We start from the raw sequence: 20448 nt of genomic DNA on the forward strand, positions 1-20448 counted from the left end.
GGCGCAGGGGGAATGTCGTCACTTCCAGATTTCGTTGTTATAGCACTCATGAGTCAGCAACTCCCAGTCTTCGCCGTTGTTACGACTCAGCAAACGCCAGCGGGTGCCGATATTGATTTTCAGCCAGACCCGCCCGGGAGTGTGCCTGCCTTTGACATGAATTTTTTTGTAGTTACGCTCACCGCGGCGAAAACGCGTGAGTTGTTCCTGTGCCTTCCGCCGACACGACGGCGGGGCAGAACGCGGTACCTGCAGGCTGGGCATGACTAAGGGGGATTTCATGCGCGCCTCCCGGTATTACCGCCGACAGCACGCGATGGCCCACGTACCGCCTGAACCGCCTTTCTGGCCGTGGGCGTTGCGAGTGACTCAAAACTGCGCACCGCATGCCAGACCGCCGTCAGTGATACGCCCAGCTGTTCTGCAGCCAGCATCATCACGTCCAGGCCAGCGGCGCTGGACGTATCGTCAATGTCAGCCTTTTGCCACTGCCGCCATAACGCGGCGTTTTCTTCATCACTGAGGGCTGTACAGCGGCCCTGGCGAACAGTGATACCGGTCATACGGCGACGGGCGGCCACCTCCACCGTGGAAAGGCCGAAAAAGTGCTGCATCATTTCAATCGAACCGCCCAGCGCCAGCGACCGGTCAATACGCTGAAAGCGCTGCTGCTCACGGCGTGCGTGCTGCAGCATCAGCGAAAAATTCTCATGGTGGATCTGAAACGTCAGCACCGAGACCGGGCTGTTGAGCAGGTAGTGCAGATCTTCGACCGTCATGCTGTGCAGCATCTGCATTTCTTCGGGGGTCAGGCCCAGGGATTCACAGCGGCGGATATAGCCCGATTTCAGCTCCATCACCAGCTGGGTCAGCAGACTGTTGGTTGCCTGCGATAAACTGTTCATTCAGCATTCTCCTCTGTCGGATTCAGGTCCCGCTGTAGCTCACGCAGACGGCGTAACACGCGGACCAGGCGCAGAAATTTCACCGCCTGAATATCATCCAGCAGTGGCCGGTCCGCAGGAATATCCGAGCCGATAAGGACTTCGCTCAGGGAGCACCCGCCACTGCCCGCGCGGCTTTCCCCCGTCAGCGACAATAACAGCACGGCAAAAGGTGAAGGTTGTCCGGTACGTTCAGCCGCCAGCTGCAACTCAGCCAGCGCAAAGCCGGACGTGCGCTGGCTCTCTCTGTCTGCCCGGATTTCAGCTTCGCACCCCGCCGCCTCGGCCAGCTCAAACGCCAGGCGAAATGCCATCATCTGCAGATGTTCGATATCGTCCTGCAGCACAGGGACAGACCAAAGGGTGTACACCGGTTCGAGACCGACGGCAGCAAAGGCGACATCGGAGTCCGGCACGACTGCCTCGGGTAAAGAAAAGATACCTGCCGCGCTGGATGCGGCATTGCCATCACTGTCATCGTCAGTATCACCAGACAACACCGGTGGAGCACCGTACATATCTGGTTGTAATTCAGTGCGGAGCCCGGCGGACGGCAGCGGTGAGGGTGCTAATGCGGATACCGCGTCAGAGGTGATTTCCGCAGGTTCAGATATGTCTGACAAATCAGTGGCCGGGGTTACCAGTGCGGCCGCACCATCCGGTACTGTGACCGTTGAAGACGGCACAGCACGTGCCCTCACATCAGATAACTGCGGTATAATCTCCGGATATTCAGCATCATTCACAGGCGTCGCTATCAACCTGGGCTCCCCAAAATGCTTCCTGCGATTTTGTTCTTTCGGATCCAGCTCCAGCAGCCAGCGATCGTAGTTCAGGGAAGGATGGGGCAGCGCCTTCATCAATGCGCCAATCAGTTCATCGCGGAACATTTCTATGGCATAAACGTCCGGATCATCAAAATGCCGGCAGACGGCTCCAAATACATCATCGAAAGAACATTCAACTGGAATATCCTTTTCAAACACCTGCCAGTTCTTCTCCGCATGGTTGCGTAAAGCCAGCAACAGCTGAATTTGTGGCCGCCCCAGCCCTGACGCCAGTAACACCGGCATACAGGGATACAAATATTGAATGGTGTCCTCCATCCGGCTGATGTTGGAGTTATGCACCGGATAACCTGCATCCGTCAGCAATGCCGACAGTTCGCGGAGGGTGACATTTTTCCCCAGCTGCTCCTCATATATGGCCCGGGCCCGCCGGATACCAAAGGCTTTCTCAATAAAACTCAGGTCACCACGCACCTCGTTCTCGGCCAGATGGCCAATCACGCACGCCAGCCTGCCCGGCCACGGTTTGAACAGGCAGGGGACTCGATAAAAGCGCTCATCACCCGTTTCCTGCCACAGCTCGCACAGGATCTCATAGCGGGTATTGCCCCCGTCGCTGAAGATATAAACCGGTTCGCCTTCGGGGTCGCGTGTGACTTTGGGCACCGTGTCCAGCCCGCGGGCCCGGATGGATGCCTTAATATCGTCAAATCTGGGGTTACGTGAGGTGCGCGGGTTATCCGGATTCGGCCGCAGCTCGTCGAGCGTCAGCACCATCGGCATTTCACTGACCGGCAGCGACATCACTGCCGCCGTTTCTGCTAAAGTTGCCGGGGCAGTTTTACCCCGCTGCAGCAGGACACTGCTGAGGTCCGACATTTTATTTTTTAACCGTGACATGCTCATACTCTCCCCGTGCCAGAGTGGTAATGCCCCTGCGGAACGTCACGAAAGGCGGTGTACCGTCCCTCAAACTGCAAGCGCAGCGTGCCCGTCGGCCCCTGACGCTGTTTGCTGATAATGATTTCAGCCACGCCTTTGTCTTCGGTGTGCGGGTGATAAACCTCGTCCCGGTAAATGAACACGATGACGTCGGCATCCTGCTCAAGGGCGCCGGAATCACGCAGGTCCCCGTTGTTCGGCCGTTTATCCGCGCGGCTTTCCAGCTGACGATTGAGCTGGGACAACGCCACGACCGGGCAGCCCATTTCTTTGGCCAGCGCCTTCAGTGAGCGGGAAATTTCCGCAATTTCCTGCGTACGGTTTTCCTGGCCGGAGCAGCGCATCAGCTGCAGATAATCCAGACCGATAACCGACGGGTGACCGTGTCTGCGGGCGTTGCGGCGCGCCCGGATGCGAAGCATCGCCGGCGTCAGGCTGCACGCGTCGTCGATAATCAGACGCTCCCGCAGGTCGCCTGCCAGCATCGCGTAAGCCTGAGAAACGCGCGCCCAGTCTTCCTCCTCCATCCGGCCGCTTTTCAGCCGCTGCAGTTCTACGTTGCCGAGTGAAGAAACCATGCGCATCAGTATCTGCTCCACGGGCTGTTCAAGGCTGTAAAACTGGCCGAAGGAGCCCGCTTGTTTCATCAGGGAATTCAGCATAAGGTTGATGAGAAAGGCAGTTTTCCCCATCGACGGGCGCGCGGCTATCAGCACCAGATCACCGGCCTGCAGCCCGCTGGTCATGGCATCAAATTCGTCAAACCCGGTCGGTGTGCCGGTAATGCCGTCCGGCGTGCCGCAGCGACGCTCCAGCTCCGTCAGCAGTTTTTCCATGCCCTCTGCCAGCGTCACCGCCTGTTGTGGCTCAGCAGATTCAGCGAGGCGGGTGATTTTCTGCTCTGCCTGCTCCATCACCCGCGCGATATCTGCTCCGGGTGCCAGTACGTTGTCGGTGATTTCTGTGCCAATGGCGGCCAGCTGACGGGCGCGGCTGTACTTCGCCACAATTTCGCTGTAGGCGATAATATTGGCTGCGCTGGGGATGTTCTTCGACAGCTCAGCCAGATAGGCGAAGCCGCCCAGCTGGTCGAGCCTGTCGGCCCCCTGAGACTCAATGCTCTCTGCCAGGGTAACCAGGTCCAAAGGCTTGCCGGCACTGACAAGCCGGGCCATTTCCTGAAAAATCACGCGATGAACCCGGTGGAAAAAATCACCGGCACTGACCAGAAGCGCAACGTCATCCCAGCACTCGTTATCCAGCATCAGCCCGCCAATGACGCACTGTTCAGCATCCAGCGAACACAGGCCGGGGACCGTTTTTCTCAGCTCAGGCATAGGCACCTCCCGTGAACTCAGTGAAAAACACCCCTAAATCCGCCTGCCAGTGAGGAAATATCTCACAGGCCAGGCGGTACATCGTGACAGTCGCAGCCGGTGTGGAGGTGCGCGTGGTGTTTTTTTCCAGGCGATGCACCGGCTGACCGCAGGCATGGCCCATTTTGTAAATTTCAAGTTTGGGGATAATGGTGGAGAGAAGGGATACATCGAAGACATCTGCGCGGGGATACCGGCCATTATTAATTATGCCGGTCAGGCTTTGCAGTGTCTCCAGGTCCAGCCTGGTATATTCCATGCAGTTGGCCAGAATGCGGATGCGGGGTAAGGTAATGCCGTAACTGGTCAGCGGCAGTAAACCCTCCATCAGCCCCAGGGTGCCACGCAAAAACTCACGCGTATCCGGCAGTATGGGTTTGATGACCCCGATGGCAAACTCCGTGCTGGCCAGCAGTATCATCTCAAGCATGACGGAGGCTGCCCCTTTAGAGTCGATAATAATGACGTCATAGCCGGCAAAGAGCGGATGCTGCAGCACGTTGCGCAGGCGCAACCGGCCATCCGGCGCGTGCAGCATGGCGGAAGACAAACGGTCATGCGGGTCGTTGGAAACAATAACGTCCAGCCCGGGGATGGCAGTGCGTGAAATGATGTGTTCTGGCTGATTAAGGTCGACAGACCGCATCAGCAGTTCGTACAGACCATTTGGGGCTTCACTGATAAGGGGAAATATACTGCTGGCAGTAGGCTGGGAATGGTCACCATCGATGAGGAGCGTTTTTTTGCCGGCATCCGCGAGGAAACCCGCGAGATTGGCACTTTGAGTGGATTTGCCCTCGCCGCCTTTGGTTGACACCACAGGAACGATGAGCGGACCTCTGAGAACTATGTTCGTAACAGAGTTAACGGCAATTGTTTGCATATCACATACCCGAAACTTATTCGGATATGTATAGGGTAAATAATCCTGTTAAAATCCTCTAACAGTTACCACCTGCCACACCTTACAAACCCTGCGCGAGGATTGAAAATCCCCGTGTCCTTGGTTCGATTCCGAGTCCGGGCACCACTCATTTAGAAAAACCAGCCTACGGGCTGGTTTTTTGCTTTCTGGGGTTCGGACTCTCTATCAAACACGTTCGAGTATTCGCCTCATCCATGAGGCTCACCCCTTAGGGGGCCAGCGCAAGCGCTGTTCAAAAACGTTCCCGACGTTTTGGTATTCGCCTCATCCATTAGGCTCCCCCCTTAGGGGCCAGCGTTCAATCAGCCATTCCAATAACCACTGTGCGCAATCGATTCACTTTATAAAAGGGAAAATAAAATCACTACGATAACGCGTTATTATGTTAACAAGAGAAACCCTTCAAACCCCAAAAATATCACGACAGAGAAGCAAACCATGCACTCCGGTTACACCACTGGTACGTTCTAATACCGTGTTTTTTATACCATAAATGGCTTTACAGGGTTTACCTAAGCGTTCCGATAACGCTGAAATATTATCACCATGGCAAAGTTTCTTAATTACATCTAACTCTACGTGACTGGGTTTATGGTAACGACCATTCAATGTAAAATTCTTTGCATAATGAACGAAAGAGTTAACACAAGTTTTTGAAGGAATGACAACGATAGCTGCGTTCGCAGATATCGTTCCGTCCATGATAATATCTTTAAAATTTTTCTTATACGTTTTTCGACTCGACAAGATAAGAACACTTCCGCCTTTTACAGCCACCGCATTTAAAATTTTTCTCCTGAACGCAATGTTATTCACATACAATATTATTTTATTACTTCTTTTTTGCTTAAGAATTTTATAAAAATCTATTTTCTCACTCCAAATATATGAAGTGTATACCACTGCCCGTAGCCCCAAAGACTCAGTGAGCAATGCCGAGGCGCCAAGTAAAAAGAAATTGTTATCAGAGATAATGTGATACCGCAAAATAAAGCCCTCTTATCATTACCCAAAAGACTCTATTTCATGGAACTCAAATGGAACTCAATGGGTGCTTTTTCGCCTAATCACACTCCCAAAAATAATAATAAAAGACAATAAAAAGCACCAAAGGAAAGACAAAAGAATCATAAAAACAAAACACTACATTCAAAATCATAGATCGCACAGGTAGAGTCTGCGGTTCTCGCTTTACTACTGAACATTCAGGTAGATCATGGATAGCGGACCGTCATCCACCAGGCTTATACTTGCAGCGTCAGGCGAAACGAAGCTTCAACCTGAATAACCTAACGAAAAATCACTGACAGTATTTAGCAGGGCAAGAGGAATACCTATCGATAATCAAATTTTAAAACGCTATCATAGTACCATAACCAGAATATAAAATTATTTACTAGTACAGAGGAAAAGAGGCACATTTACAAAACTTATTGTGTATGAATTATTTCCAAATTTTTTAATAGTAAAAGTAAGAGGTTCATTTTCCATATAGAAAAAATGTGGGTAGTGTTCTGAAAGATGAAGTTCAGATGCATTATCAATAGGTATCTTTTTTATCTCCCGGCTTTTTGAAAAGTAAACATCCTTCTTTCTGACATAATCAAAGTAAATATTTCTACTTAGCGTTTCTTTTTTATCACCAGCAGATATTTTACCATTTATTTTCAGCACCCCTGTGTTATTTGCTTCATCGAAGATGAACTCATAAAATGACGTTACTGCAAAATCACCATGAAATAACTTATGCCTGACATGACAATCTATCGATGCGGAGGCTTGTGCGGGCAATGACATCACAGTAGCGAAAAGAAAAGAAATATAACAACAAGTATTTTTCATTTTAGACTCTCGACCCACGTAATAGATTCACAAAGTGCGTTCGCTTTTTTAGGACAGATAAAAACAGAAATTCTTGGTGTAATTGAAAAGTAAGAAACATAATACACATATTCTTTATCGCATTTATAATTATTGGTAATCATAAATTTATTAACCAGATCATTGTCAACATTTCCGACATTGAAATAGTAGCATTCGGGATAACCTTTAATTCGCGCAAAACCGGGGGGAGGATCACGGGAATATACCGTCGAAAAAATTAATGTGATCGCTAAAATAAATGCGATAGACAGACCCAAAAACAGCCAGTTTAGATGCGTTTTTTTAAATTCCCTACCGTTCAAAGCGTATATTACCGTGCTGCCTGAATCTCGGGATTTAAGATCTTCTTTTTTTTCGCCAGATGACTCTGCGTCATCAACTTGAATAACAACATCCACCATTGAATTTAGCGTCATTCCCTTTTGTCGGACAGTCGTGATCAGATTCCGTGAATAACCTATCTCCTTCATTTTCTTACGTAAATCAACAAAGCACTGATAATATGTAGCTATTGCAACACTTTTTGCTTCTTCTTTTCCCCAACCTTCCTCAATCAGCTCATTCTGTGTTACAACCTCACCTTTTCTGTTTACCAAAAGCAATAAACAGCGGGCACTTGCACTATATAAAGTAGCTTCTGCATCACTTTTTAATGAAGAAATTTTCCTTTCCATGGGGCAAAACAAAACTTCACCATCAATGATAATTTTTTCCATAAAACCTCATCAACAATAGAATGAAAAACAATAAAACATTAAATGCAATGATATAGAATCACAAGTGGGTTTTTAGAATTACTTGATCCATGACATGCATCGGCAACACGCATAAATAATCACACACAACAATAACCAACAAAAGTGTATGGTTATTGTTTAATTAATATCAAAAATAAAATGATAGATATTATTATTTTGTAAAAACAACACTGACACATAAAACCACAACCCATTGAAAATGATTGATTTTTTGCTTTATTTACTTATTTTTATGGCTTTTGATTATTAATCAGAGATATAAAAAAGATGTTTTAGCCTCAACCGTGGAATACATATTAATAATTATGAATATATTACTTATCTCCGATGATCATCTCTTCTGCCTGGGCTTTGCTCAAAGTTTACCCAAGGAACCTGCCGGCAACAGGAAAATAAACATAAAAATCAGAAACTCTTCAAGTCATCGTCAATGCGATTTCATGGGCATTGACATAGCCATTATTGACTCAGCAAATGACATTTCTGATACAGACATACCCACTTTTTATGAAGGTGACTTCTTTCAAATTTGTGATTTAAACCCAGACTTCATTGCAGATAATGCATTTTTACTGTCAAAAAAAAACTCATATGCAAGACTGATTCAGAAAATGTATTCTGCCATATGCCCCATAAAGCCGGCAGTTAAAGCGCCTAAGCTTAAATCAAAAGATATTTTTGTTCTTGCTGCGATTAACCGCGGTTTTAGCATTGAATGCATTGCAGCTTTTTTAAATAAAAACTACAAGACAGCCTCAAGAATAAAAATGAAGACGATTTCTAAATGTGGTTTTTTGAAGCAGCATCCGCTCATTACCAGACAGTGCGAACAGTTTATTTTAAATAATTCAAAAAATCAGCGACTGGATCAGATGTTAAAGAGTGAAATAATAAATCTGGAGAAATTGAATCAAAAGAATGCCCCTCAGCTATGGCAGTAAAACCATGGCTACAACAATGAAATCAGAATGCCAGTACCCCCTATTTCCGGAAGCATTAGCGATTAATGCTGGTTTAAAGCAGCATCATGACATAAATCAAAAACCTGTTAGGTCCGCGCTCTGGTAATCGTCATTGCATTCCTCGTGAACGCTGTGGCCAGGCAGCAATCCCCCGGCCACGGTTACCACGATAAAAATAATCCTCCTCAGAAAATGCCGCTGAGTGGGGGCAACCTCACTCGCTATCTCTTATCCTTTACAACGATAAGCGGTTCGATATCGCTCTCTTTTTTAATCACTAAAGCATCATCCCCTCGCAGGCAGGTACCACCGTAGCTGCCACCAACAGTAAAGGTACACACCTGAATGTATTTGCCATCGACGTTTGGCAAACACCACAGCTGCTGATAGATATTCTTACGATCGGTAAATTTACCGCTGGTTTTATCCAGCAGTTCATCGTGGTGGCTTATCAGGTCGATGTTGCTGCCGCAGCGCCCTGCTATAGGTTTTACAGCATAGCCGGTTTTTGCCAGCAGCTCATTCACTTCGAAATCGGTATCCAGCAGGTAGCGGTGGTTAGGGAACAATTGCCACAGCACCGGTAGAATAGCTTTGTTACCAGGAATAACCGTCCACAGAGGCTCAAAGACCAGCACTTCCGGGCGCAACAGTACGTCAATCAGTCGGACCTCCTTCTGAGGGTGACCCGTGCGTATCGGCACAGCCGCATATTCGGTTTCGCTCACCTCACGAATTTGCTCAATCGCGGTTTCCCACGCCCAGGTCTTCCATACGCAGTTCACGGCCCGACCGTCACTATCAACAAGCTGCCCTGCACCGTCCCAGCATAGCTCACCCAGGCCGTGTAAAATTTTGGTATCGAACCCGGCCTGCATGAGCGAACGCTGCATAAACAGCGCGTGATAATCTTCCTCGGAGTCATTGTCCTGCATGATGTGCACAAACGGACGAGCACTGCTGTGCTTCCACGCCCCGGTAAGCTCTTCCAGCAAGCCTTCTGCAGGGTTATGCCCCGTTCCCCGATAGCCTTGCTTAACCCACTCTTCAAGAATCAACCCGCCTTCGGTATGGCAGGATGCAGAATCGGCGTTATATTCATAAACCTTCAGCCCGCGTTCATCCATGCAGAAATCCATACGCCCGGTGATCATCTGGTGACGACGCCACTGCCAGGAAAGACGCAGGCGCGGCCAGAGGATTTTGGGAATATCGAAAAGCGCCAGCAGATTGTCATCTTTTAGCACTTTGTCGGTCGCGTGCAGGTACATCAGGTGCAGCTCGTTGGTGGCCTTAATCAGCTCCTGCTCGGCGCTTTCGGTAATGGTGAAATACTGACAGGGATCTTTATTGATGATATGGCCGTTTGCCCGCACGTAGGCCCGCTGCAGTTCGTCTTTTTCATTCAACCATTTGCCGTCGAACTGGCGCTTGTTGGCAAGGCGAGCACCGCCAATTTTCATCGCCTCGCCGCCGATTTCCGGCTGCGGCAGGCTATGGGCCGTTTCCTCCGTCTGGATCATCCAGCCAAGAATCGAGGTGTCGGTAAAGGTATCTTCCAGCGTATAGCAGCCGTCCTGCTCGACCAGAGTCAGCTCACGCGTCCACTGTTGCCCCACGGGTAGCGGCGCATGAATCACGTTCTGCTCGGCAATACGTACTTTATTACCCACAAGCTGAGTAATGACCGCGACATGGCCGGTTTCATGGAATTCCCCGCCCTTTTGCCAAATGAGGAGCGCCCCGGCTTCCGGAGCACGCTTTGAGCCATTAGCAAAGGCCTGGAGCGGCAGAATATTATCGTTCACGACCTGACGTAAAAAGCGCAGCGAAAAGATCTCCCACGCCATGCCAACATCGGTGAAAACAAAGCCATAGTTAAGGAAAAGGAAGCGACGGGCAAACTCTACGCACTGCCATTTGTGCCCCATGTATTCGTTGCCAATGTAGCTGCGAAACTCGGCGTCTTCGGGGTAATTTCGTGGATCGAGGCTGCCGTAATTAGAAGAATAAATCGCTACGCCACCCGGCGCATAGCCCAGAAGTGTGCCGAAGGGCGAATCGTTGTCTGGTGTTCCTGTATGCATGTTTCCAACCTAAATCAGGCAGGCGGCAAAGGTCACGCTGATTGTCGTCTGCACGTTAAAAGTAACCTGACAGAGAAGGAATTATCATACACCCCTGCCGAAGGTTTTGTGCAGTCACGCTTCGCTTAAACAGCGCGGATCCCGGGAGGCCGCTCACCCAAACAAAAAGGCCGCCTCATCGGGCAGCCTTGATTAGCCTTTTGCCTGCTACTTCTGCTGAGCGCCGTACTCGCTGCCGTTGATCCAGGCGTGATCTTTCTCCCAGGTAAACATCCACTTACGCACCGGCCCCGCCATCACGTTCAGGTAGTAACTGTCGTACCCGGCCATCGTCGCGACCGGGTGGTAGCCTTTCGGCACTTTCACCACGTCTTTGTCGTACACCGCCATGCACTCATCCAGAGCGCGATCGTCGGTATAAACGCGCTGCATGCAGAAGCCCTGCGGCGGGTTGAGCCGGTGATAATAGGTCTCTTCGAGATAGGTCTCGTGAGGCGGGTTATCGACGTCATGCTTGTGGCTTGGCCAGGAGCTGGTGCAGCCCTCATTGGTATACACCTCCACCACCAGCAGGCTGTCGGCGGGCTTATCCTCCGGGAGGATGTTATGCACGTAGCGCCGGTTGTGGCCTTTGCCCCGCGCTTCGGCATCAATATCCTGCGGGGCGATAAGGCGGGTGGCATAAGTCCCTTTACCCGGCGCGGAGCAGACTGCCAGCTCAAGCGCGGTAAGCGCCTGAACCTTAACCGACTCACCGGAAGTGACGTACACGGCCCAGGGTTTACGGCGTTCAAACGGACTCATGCGGTCGCCTATTTCAGGAAAGCGAGCAAGCGGCGTGTCCACCGTAGCACGCCCGGCCACCAGCACCAGGCAGCGCTCTTCCTCCACGGCGGGCAGTTCCAGAACCTGCCCCTCCTCAAGCTGGTAAGCAGAAAATCCCACATATCTCCAGCCCGCGTTTTCCGGCGTAACTTGCTGCGTTTGCCCCTGCGAGTCCGGCTGCTGCCAGCGGGAAAGTAATTCGGCCATGCTCCCTCCTTAAATTAGCCCGGCTTCACGAGCAAAGCGGCTCAGGTTAGCGTAGCCCAGCCGCGCGTAGGTCATCGGGTGCGCCACAGCAGGATCCTGCTCAGCTTCAACAACCAGCCAGCCCTGATAGCCCTGCTTTTTCAGCAGCGCCATGATCGGCGGATAGTTCACGCAGCCGTCGCCCGGCACGGTAAACACGCCGCTCAGCACCGCATCCAGGAAGCTGGTTTTACGGTTTTTCACGTCAGCCAGCACCCCAGCGCGCACGTCTTTGCAATGCACATGATTAATGCGTGAAATCCAGCGCTCGGCCACGGCCAGAGGATCGGCTCCCGCAAAGGTCAGGTGCCCGGTGTCCAACAGCAGTCCGACTTCCGGCCCGGTATGAAGCATCAAATTATTAACGTCGTCCGCGCTCTCAATCACCGTCCCCATATGGTGATGATAGGCAATTTGCACGCCCTGCTGCTGGGTATAACGGGCGAAGGCGGTAAGTTTTTCGCCGTATTCTTGCCAGCGCTCTGCCGGGAAACGAGGCCGTAAATGCACCGGGGTTTGTTGCTGCCCGTGAATACAGTGAGTTACCTCGGCAAAGACCAGCACCTTCGCACCCAGCTCGCGGAGCAGCGTCAGGTGCGGCTGCACGGCTTCAATTTCCTGCTCCACGGAGCGCTCAAGCAAGCGGCCGGAATACCAGCCGGAAACCAGCTTCAAATCATGCTTATCGAGAATCGGCCCCAGCACGCCGGCCTCTCGTGGGAATTTGTTCCCCAGCTCAAAACCTTCAAACCCGGCCTCTTTGCCCTCGCTCAGGCAGGTATCCAGCGGCGTGTCGGCGCCCAGAGAAGGCAGATCGTCATTGGTCCAGGTCAGCGGGTTAATGCCTAAATGCACGGTCATAATGCTCTCCTTATTGTTTATGCTGGCCGCGCTCGCGCCACAGGGCGATCAGCCGCAGGTAATTGTCACGGATGCGTGCCACCAGCTGCGCATCGTCGATATCGCGTTTTAGCCAGGCCTGCGAGGCTTCGCCAAACAGCGTGCGCCCTACCGCAAAACCTTTCACAATCGGGTAATTGGCTGCCGCGTTGAAACCGTCGCGCAGCACCTCGACCGGCGCATCCAGGCCGAGGATCACCACGCCGCGGCAGTGGGGATCGCGCTTCTCAACCAGCTCGCTCAGTGCGGCCCAGCCAGCGCTGCTCAGCGGCGGAAGCTTCCACCAGTCCGGGTAGATGCCAAGGTTGTAGAAGCGGGATACGGCTCGCAGATAAAGCTCGTCGCTGCGCGGCATATTCGCCGGCAAGATAACCTCCAGCAGCAGCTCGTGCCCCGACTGGCAGCAGGCGCGGTACACTTCCGCAATCTTCTGCTCCTGCTCGAGACGCAAAGCATGGGCGTCTTCCGGGTGGAAAAAGACCAGGCACTTAACGATGTGTTCCTGCGGCCAGCTAATCAGCTGCGAGCCGATATTGCCGTGCTCCATTTCCAGCGGGCGTGAACCTGGGAGTTCAATCGGACGGCCAATCCACCAGCCTTCACCGGTGATCGAGTTCAGCGCATCCTGGCCAAAGGTGCCGTCGCACAGCAGCCCGGCCTTGCCCTCCAGTTCGGCACGCTGAGCGGCATCACGGCTGGCCTGCAAAATCAGCTGTTTCAAAACTGGAATACGACGTAAATCCGCCCCGCTTTTGAGCGCCATCTCTTCCAGTTGACTGCGGTGGTCGAACGCCATCACGCAGAGTTCCGGCCACTGGCGACGGCGAGTGGTGACGCGGTGCAGGTGGTTCAGACGCGCGTCGAGGTCCGGGCGAGGCACCAGGTGCTCGCGTGAAAGATAGTCATCAAGCTCGATTTTACTCGGCATCGCCGGGGCGCAGCCGTGGCGTGAAACCACCAGCGCCCCGCAGGCATTGGCGTAGCGGCAGGCCTGCTCCCAGCCTTCGTCATTAAGGTAGCCGCGCAGCAGCCCGGACATAAATGCGTCCCCCGCCCCCAGCACGTTGAGCACTTCCACACGCACGCCGCTGACGTTGATCCCGCCGTCCAGCGAATCAGGAATCAGCCCGAGGAATACGGAACAACCTTGCGCCCCACGCTTGCAGACCAGCGTTGCATCCGTCGTCTGGCGCACTTTTTTCAACGCCGACAGCGTATCGGTTGAGCCTCCGGCAATATGAAACTCCTCTTCGGTGCCGACGATGACGTCAAAAAGATGCAGAACGGATTGCAGCTGTTTTGTCACCTGCTCAGCTTCAACAAAGCGCGTCTCGCCGTCGCCAAGAGAGGTCAGCCCCCACAACACCGGGCGGTAATCGATATCCAGCACGGTGCGCACATCGTTACGGCGGGCATAGTTCAGCGCTGTCAGCACCGCCTCGCGGGTACGCGGATTAGAAAGATGTGTGCCGGTGATCGCCAGGCAGCGGGCGGAGGCAATGTACTCTTCGCTGAAATCATCCGCCTTAATTGCCATATCGGCACAGTTGTCGCGGTAAAAAATCAGCGGAAAAGTGTCGCGATCTTTGATGCCCAGCAGCACCAGCGCCGTCAGCCGATCTTTATCGGTGATTAAATGGCTGGTATCACAGCCGACCTGGCTAAGCTCTTCACGCAAAAAGCGCCCCATGTGCTCGTCGCCAACGCGCGCCAGCATGGAAGATTTCAGCCCCTGGCGTGCGGTGCCGTAGGCCACATTGCCGGACGAACCGCCAAGATAGCGGGCGAAGCTGCTGGCATCTTCCAGCCGCGCGCCAATCTGTTGGCTGTAGAGATCTACCGCGACCCGCCCCATGCAAATCAGATCCAACTGCTTTTCTTTCATGCTTCGTCCTCAGACAATGTCAGATACGTTGACCCAGCGCCCCTGCTGGTGAGACAGGGCGATAGCATCGAGAATGCGCGACACCTTCCAGCCCTCTTCACAGTCCGGCCACATCGGCTTATCAGCGGCAATGCCGTCGATCAGATCGCGCACCTCCACCGTTTTTTGATCGTTAAAGCCGATGCCGTGCCCCGCGCCCATACAGAACGAGCCGTAATCCGGGTGGGCCGGGCCAACCAGCAGCGTGCGGAACCCCTGGCGGCCTTCGGGGTCGCTTTGCAGATAAAGCTTCAACTCCGCCATTCGCTCCTGGGTAAAGCTCAGCGCCCCTTTCGTGCCGGTGATCGTCCAGGTCAGCCCCATTTTTCTGCCGCTAGCGACGCGTGACGTTTCGAGCACGCCCTGAGCGCCACCTTCAAAACGCACCATCGCGTGGGCCTGATCCTCGTTTTCCACGGCGATCATTTCGCTGCTGCCTGCCGAAGCCGGGCGCTGCGGCACCACAATTTTCAGGTCACCGCAGACTTCGCGAATATCGCCCACCAGGTACTGCGCCATGTTGACGATGTGCGCCGCCAGATCCCCCAGCGCGCCAAGCCCCGCGGTTTCTTTGAAGCAGTGCCAGTGGATCGGCGAAAGCGGATCGGCCATGTAGTCTTCGTTATGGGTGCCGTAGAAGTGGATCACTTCGCCGATCTCGCCGCGTTCGATGATCTGCTTTGCCAGCTGCGCGGTCGGGTTCTTCATGTAGTTGAAGCCGACCAATGTCTTCACGCCAGCCAGATCGGCGGCATCTACCATCAGCCGGGCATCCCGGGCGTTGAGCGCCAGCGGCTTCTCCGAATAGACGTGCTTGCCGTGGCGAATAGCCTCCAGCGCCATCTCTTTATGCAGGTGGTTTGGGGAGCAGATGTCCACCACATCGATATTTGGGTCAGCCACCAGCTCGCGCCAGTCGCCGGTGGAGCGATTAAAGCCAAACGCCGCGGCGCGCTTCGCCGCCAGCTCGGGCGTGACTTCCGCCACCATTTCACGGACCAGTTCGCCCTGCAGATCAAAGACCGTCGGCGCCTGCGCGTACGCTATTGCATGGGCTTTGCCGATGTAGCCGGTGCCGATTAAACCAATTCTGACCTTTTTCATGTGTTGTTCCTGAAGTCGTAACCTGCCCTTTACCCTCTCCCTGAAAGGGTGGGGGGCAACCCTTACAGCGCGCCGCGGCGGTTCTTGGCGTAGGTATCAAACGCCACCGCCAGCACGATAATCAGCCCGGTAATGATCTGCTGGTAGTAGGCCGAGACGTTCATTAGCACCAGGCCGTTAATCAGGATCCCCATGATGATGGCGCCGATAATCGTGCCGCTGATCCGCCCGTAGCCGCCCATCAGCGATGTACCGCCGATCACCACCGAGGCGATCACCCGCAGCTCAAAGGAGATCCCCGCCACCGCTTCAGCGCTGCCCAACCGGGCGCTGAGCACAAAGCCCGCCAGCCCTGCGAGACAGCCGATAACGACATACACGCTGACCAGCACGCGCTTAACGTTGACCCCAGCGAGGCGAGCCGCTTCCGGGTTGCCGCCGATGGCATAGACGAAGCGTCCCCAGCGGGTTTTATGCAGCGCCAGATAGCCCAGAATCGAGACGATGGCGAAGATCCAGATAGGAATGGAGATGCCGAGCATCTCTCCGCGTCCCCACCAGCGGTAGCCCGCATCAAACCCGGCGATGGGCGCGCCGTCGTTGATCACCAGCGTCAGGCCGCGCCAGATGGTCATCCCGCCCAGCGTGACGATGAACGGCGGCAGGCGCAGGCGGGTGACGCCCAGGCCGTGCAGGAAGCCTATCAGCGTGCCGATAGCCAGGCAGATCCCCAGCCCCAACAGCCAGCTAAAACCGCCCCAGGCGTTGGGATCGACGGTGGTAAAGTTGTCGCCCTTGATCACATAAGCCGCGGTCATTGCGCAGACCGCAAGGATCGAGCCAACGGAAAGATCGATACCCGCCGTGAGAATGACAAAGGTCATACCTACCGCGATGATCCCGTAAATGGAAACCTCGGTCAGGATGTTGAAAATATTACGTTCGGACAGGAAGTTGCTGTTCTGCGACTGAAAGAAGATAAGCAGCAGGAACATGAAGATCAGCACCCCGAAGCGCTCGAAGAAAGCGATCGGATCGAAGCGCGAAGCGCTTTTTGCCGGAGTCTGGCTTTTGGTAATCATCTGCGTCATGGGCTCCCCCGTTATGCGGCGCTTAAGGCGCTATGGTTGATGGCCATCAGGGTCATCAGCCGTTCTTCGTTGGCTTCATCGCCGTGCAGTTCGCCGGTCACCCGCCCTTCGCTGAGGGTGATTATCCGATCCGACACCGCGAGAATCTCAGGCAGGTCGGAAGAGATAACGATCACCGCCACGCCTCGCTTAGCCATATCAAACAGCACCTGATGCACTTCCGATTTAGTTCCTACGTCAATGCCGCGGGTCGGTTCATCGACGATCAGCACCCGTGGATTCAACGCCATACAGCGCGCCAGGATCACTTTTTGCTGATTCCCACCGGAGAGCTTGCGCACCTCCTGCTCGGCGTTAACCATTTTGATTTGCAGCGCCTGCCGATAGGACTCGATCAGCGCGTCCTCTTTACGTGGGCTAACGAAATAGCGCCAGGTCAGCAGCGACGAGAGGCTGGACAAAGACAGATTGTCGCGGATCGACAGGCCCAGCACCGCGCCCTCTTTTTTACGATCCTCCGGCACCAGCGCGATCCCCTGGTCCAGCGCGTGCATAGGGTTTTGCGGCTGATAGGGTTTACCGTCCAGCTCAAAGCTGCCGGTGGTGAATTTGTCTGCGCCAAACAAGCAGCGTGCGACTTCGGTGCGCCCCGCGCCCACCAGCCCGGCGATGCCCAACACTTCTCCGGCGTGCACGTGGAAACTGATGTCTTTCAACGCGATACCGTGAGGATCGAGCGGCGGTTTTTCGCGGCTGAGCCCCTTCACCGCCAGGCGAATGGGCTTGTCAGCATGGTGCGTGAGGCTGGCATCGCGGCGGTTAAACACCACGTCGCGGCCGACCATCAGGCGAATAATTTGCTCCACGTTGGTGCCCGCCACGTCGCCGGAACCGGTATAGCGGCCATCCTGGAACACGGTGAAACGGTCACAAAGCTGGAAGACTTCATGCAGGCGATGAGTGACATAAATAATGCTGACGCCACGGCCTTTAAGCTCGCGCACCACGCGGTGCAGGCTTTCGACTTCGCTGTCGCTCAACGCGGCAGAAGGCTCATCCATAATGATTAATCGGGCATTCAGCGTCAGCGCTCTGGCAATCTCCACCATTTGCTGCTGGGCCACGCTCAGGCGGGCCACGGCGGTCGTCGGTGCTACGTTGAGCTGTAAATAGTCCAGAATGACCTGCGCCTCCTGGTTCACCGCTTTGCTGTCGACGATCAGGTTGCGGCGGCGCGGCTCGCGGCCAAGAAACATGTTTTCCGCCACCGTCATATTGGGCAGCAGGTTAAATTCTTGATAAATAGTAATAATGCCTTTGTTCTGGCGCTCCACCGGCGAGTCATCTACGGGCAGCGTTTCGCCGTTAAACCAGATCTCGCCGCGCGTTTGCGGCTGTGCCCCGGCCAGCGCCTTCAGCAGCGTGGATTTTCCCGCGCCGTTCTCCCCCAGCAGGGCATGAATTTCGCCCTGCCCGACGCTGAGCTGCGCGCTGCTTAACGCCCAAACGCCGGAAAAACTCTTCGCCAGGTCGGTCACTTTCAGTAAAGGTTGCGACATCAGACTGCTCCTCATTTCAGCGAATATCCTATAGATTTCAAGCTGCAGCACGGCGGCAACTGAGGGCATCCCCGGGAGCATAGCTAACTATGTGACCGGGGTGCGGGAAGGCAGCCAACACCGCTGCAGCTTGAAAGATGACGGATATTATTTGCCTGCTTCGCCGATACGTTCTGCTTGATCCAGGTTATCTTTGGTGATCATCGTTGGCGCGTAATCAGCCCCGGTGATCGCCTTCTTCTCGCGAATGTTGGCCACCAGCTGGCTCATCGCCGTTTTCACCGCAAAGCCTGGGCGCTGATCCGCCGTTGCCGCCAGCCAACCATCGCGCACACGGGCCAGCGCTTCCGGCACCGCGTCAAAACCTGTGACCAGCACTTCACCCGGCTTCATGCCCTGCCCCTGCAGCGCTTCAATCGCGCCGAGCGCCATATCGTCGTTGGCGGAAAGAATGACCTGAGGTTTTTTCGGTAGCGACGGCAGCACGCTTTCGACGATGCGCATACCTTCAGAACGCATCCAGTTCCCGGTCTGATCGGCGACGATCTTGTATTTAGCGCCCCCGGCTTTCAGGCCATCGCGGATCCCTTTGGTGCGTTCGATATTGGAGGAGGAACCCGGCTGGCCGGTCAGCAGCACGATGTCCGCGCCGTCAGGGAATTTGGCCTTCACAAAGTCCGCCACCGCCTGGCCGCCTTTGTAGTTGTTGGCGCCGAAATGCGGCACCGGCTTGTCGCTGGCGACCGAGCGGTCGAGCGTCACCACCGGCAGCCTGGCATCCTGAATTTCCCCTACCGCGCTCGACACGGCGTTAACGTCATTAGGAGAGACGATAAATCCCTGAGCGCCACGGGTAATGGCGTTTTCCAGGTCGGCAACCTGCTTAGGAGAGCTACCCTGGCTGTCGAGCACCTGCAGCTTAACGCCCATCTCTTTAGCGGCCTGCACGGCGGTACGCTGCATATGCACTTCAAACGGCATCGCGAGGTTTGGGGTGCTAAAAACAATCTGTTCGTTTTCGGCCAGCGCCGGAGCCGTGGTCAGGGCGATGAGGGCGGCGAGGATCAGCTTTTTCATTGTTATCTCTCTTCTATGTGTAGGGTCTTCGGAGGTTACAAAGCAACTTCGCGCTGGCTACGCAGTGACTCCAGCGCCTTGTCGGCCAGGTACAGGGCGCGTTCACCGTCGTCGCCGCTGCACTCGGGTTTGGCCTCACCGCGCAGGACGGCAACAAAGTGCTGCCATTCGGCGGCGTAGGCATCTTTGTAGCGCTGGAGGAAGAAGTGTTCTGGCAACGCGCTGGTGTTCCCGCCGTCGCCGAAGAATTGAACCTGGTTTTCCAGGATATTGCCGGCGGTCAGCAGGCCCTTAGCGCCGTGTAGCTCCAGGCGCTGATCGTAGCCGTAGGCCGAGCGGCGGCTGTTAACGATGGTGGCCAGTGCGCCAGAGGCATATTTCAGGACGATAAAAGCGGTGTCGATGTCGCCCGCCTCGCCAATCGCCGGGTCCACCAGATTGCTGCCCTGGGCATACACGGCAACAGGCTCTTCGCCCATGATGAAGCGGGCCATATCAAAGTCATGAATGGTCATGTCGCGGAACATGCCGCCGGAGACACGCACATATTCAGCCGGCGGCGGCGATGGATCTCGGGAGATAATCACCAGCGATTCCGGCGTGCCGATGCGCCCCTGCAGCGCTTCGTTTTTCAGCTTGCGGAACTGCGGATCGAAGCGACGGTTAAAGCCGATAAACAGCGGCACGTTATGTTCTTTCACCACCTTCAGGCAGTCGCGCACGCGGGCCAGATCCAGATGTACTGGTTTTTCGCAGAAAATCGCTTTGCCGTGTTTGGCGGCCAGTTCAATCAGGTCGGCGTGGGTATCGGTCGCCGAGGCGATCAGCACCGCATGCACCTCCGGGTCGCTCATCGCCTGGGCAACGCTCTGCTGGCGCGCCTGGTATTTTTCGGCAATGCGCGCGGCGTTTTCTGCATTAGGGTCGACAACGGACCAGAGGGTGGAATGGGGATGGGCGGCAATATTGGCGGCGTGGATTTGGCCGATACGGCCCGCGCCCAGTAAAGCAATGTTAAACATGGCGGCTCCCGAAAGTGGTGTTGCAGTAGGGTCA

18 protein-coding genes are annotated in these 20448 nt (G+C 54.3%); 1 reads left to right on the top strand and 17 read right to left on the bottom strand.

The window, feature by feature from the left end; translation table 11 throughout:
• Positions 1 to 18: 18 nt before the first annotated feature.
• The 8 genes from VGM55_RS22740 to VGM55_RS22775 form a co-directional block, all read right to left on the bottom strand.
• Positions 19 to 282, bottom strand: a complete 264-nt coding sequence (locus tag VGM55_RS22740) for a hypothetical protein (protein WP_331636801.1) — start codon at positions 280 to 282, stop codon at positions 19 to 21.
• Positions 279 to 905 carry a DUF2857 domain-containing protein gene (locus tag VGM55_RS22745; protein WP_331636802.1) on the bottom strand — a complete coding sequence of 209 codons (627 nt, stop codon included), beginning with the start codon at positions 903 to 905 and terminating at the stop codon, positions 279 to 281. The genes VGM55_RS22740 and VGM55_RS22745 overlap by 4 nt, the downstream gene beginning before the upstream one ends.
• On the bottom strand, positions 902 to 2632 hold the full coding sequence (locus tag VGM55_RS22750; RefSeq protein ID WP_331636803.1) for a ParB family protein: 1731 nt from the start codon (positions 2630 to 2632) through the stop codon (positions 902 to 904). Before VGM55_RS22750 ends, VGM55_RS22745 begins: the two co-directional genes overlap by 4 nt.
• A gap of 2 nt (positions 2633 to 2634) precedes the next feature.
• Entirely contained in the window at positions 2635 to 4011 is a 1377-nt protein-coding gene (gene dnaB-PI, locus VGM55_RS22755; RefSeq protein ID WP_331636805.1) for an SPI-7-type island replicative DNA helicase, read from the bottom strand.
• Positions 4004 to 4933 carry a ParA family protein gene (locus VGM55_RS22760; RefSeq protein WP_331636806.1) on the bottom strand — a complete coding sequence of 310 codons (930 nt, stop codon included), beginning with the start codon at positions 4931 to 4933 and terminating at the stop codon, positions 4004 to 4006. The genes dnaB-PI and VGM55_RS22760 overlap by 8 nt, the downstream gene beginning before the upstream one ends.
• A gap of 444 nt (positions 4934 to 5377) precedes the next feature.
• Entirely contained in the window at positions 5378 to 5962 is a 585-nt protein-coding gene (locus VGM55_RS22765) for a hypothetical protein (protein ID WP_331636808.1), read from the bottom strand.
• Between the two features lie 402 nt (positions 5963 to 6364).
• A complete protein-coding gene (locus VGM55_RS22770; RefSeq protein WP_331636809.1) occupies positions 6365 to 6817 on the bottom strand; it encodes a hypothetical protein in 453 nt (150 codons plus the stop codon).
• A complete protein-coding gene (locus VGM55_RS22775) occupies positions 6814 to 7575 on the bottom strand; it encodes a winged helix-turn-helix domain-containing protein (protein ID WP_331636810.1) in 762 nt (253 codons plus the stop codon). Before VGM55_RS22775 ends, VGM55_RS22770 begins: the two co-directional genes overlap by 4 nt.
• Before the next feature lie 347 nt (positions 7576 to 7922).
• On the opposite strand from VGM55_RS22775, the gene VGM55_RS22780 reads away from it, so the two are divergent.
• The gene (locus VGM55_RS22780) at positions 7923 to 8558 is read left to right on the top strand and encodes a hypothetical protein (protein ID WP_331636811.1); all 636 of its coding nucleotides are present in this window, start codon (positions 7923 to 7925) and stop codon (positions 8556 to 8558) included.
• 242 nt (positions 8559 to 8800) lie between these two features.
• Here VGM55_RS22780 and gss read toward each other — a convergent pair whose 3' ends face one another.
• The 9 genes from gss to iolG all read right to left on the bottom strand — a co-directional run bounded on the left by gss (position 8801) and on the right by iolG (position 20414).
• Positions 8801 to 10666 (bottom strand): bifunctional glutathionylspermidine amidase/synthase, encoded by a 1866-nt coding sequence (gene gss, locus VGM55_RS22785; RefSeq protein WP_154189408.1) that lies wholly within the window; start codon positions 10664 to 10666, stop codon positions 8801 to 8803.
• A 207-nt stretch (positions 10667 to 10873) separates the two neighbouring features.
• Positions 10874 to 11698 (bottom strand): 5-deoxy-glucuronate isomerase, encoded by an 825-nt coding sequence (gene iolB / locus VGM55_RS22790; RefSeq protein WP_331636812.1) that lies wholly within the window; start codon positions 11696 to 11698, stop codon positions 10874 to 10876.
• Positions 11699 to 11707: 9 nt separating this feature from the next.
• Positions 11708 to 12598, bottom strand: a complete 891-nt coding sequence (iolE, locus tag VGM55_RS22795; protein ID WP_154189406.1) for a myo-inosose-2 dehydratase — start codon at positions 12596 to 12598, stop codon at positions 11708 to 11710.
• Between the two features lie 10 nt (positions 12599 to 12608).
• The gene (locus tag VGM55_RS22800) at positions 12609 to 14522 is read right to left on the bottom strand and encodes a bifunctional 5-dehydro-2-deoxygluconokinase/5-dehydro-2-deoxyphosphogluconate aldolase (RefSeq protein WP_331636813.1); all 1914 of its coding nucleotides are present in this window, start codon (positions 14520 to 14522) and stop codon (positions 12609 to 12611) included.
• A gap of 9 nt (positions 14523 to 14531) precedes the next feature.
• Entirely contained in the window at positions 14532 to 15665 is a 1134-nt protein-coding gene (locus VGM55_RS22805) for a Gfo/Idh/MocA family oxidoreductase (protein ID WP_331636814.1), read from the bottom strand.
• A gap of 62 nt (positions 15666 to 15727) precedes the next feature.
• A complete protein-coding gene (locus VGM55_RS22810; RefSeq protein ID WP_154189403.1) occupies positions 15728 to 16756 on the bottom strand; it encodes an ABC transporter permease in 1029 nt (342 codons plus the stop codon).
• 11 nt (positions 16757 to 16767) lie between these two features.
• Positions 16768 to 18315, bottom strand: coding sequence for a sugar ABC transporter ATP-binding protein (locus tag VGM55_RS22815; RefSeq protein WP_154189402.1), 1548 nt, complete (start codon positions 18313 to 18315; stop codon positions 16768 to 16770).
• Positions 18316 to 18462: 147 nt separating this feature from the next.
• Positions 18463 to 19392 carry a sugar ABC transporter substrate-binding protein gene (locus VGM55_RS22820; RefSeq protein WP_061275535.1) on the bottom strand — a complete coding sequence of 310 codons (930 nt, stop codon included), beginning with the start codon at positions 19390 to 19392 and terminating at the stop codon, positions 18463 to 18465.
• 35 nt (positions 19393 to 19427) lie between these two features.
• Positions 19428 to 20414, bottom strand: coding sequence for an inositol 2-dehydrogenase (gene iolG / locus VGM55_RS22825; RefSeq protein WP_154189401.1), 987 nt, complete (start codon positions 20412 to 20414; stop codon positions 19428 to 19430).
• Positions 20415 to 20448 lie beyond the last annotated feature (34 nt).

Source organism: Cedecea sp. (assembly GCF_036500665.1).
In the GTDB taxonomy this organism is placed as follows: Bacteria; Pseudomonadota; Gammaproteobacteria; order Enterobacterales; family Enterobacteriaceae; genus Cedecea.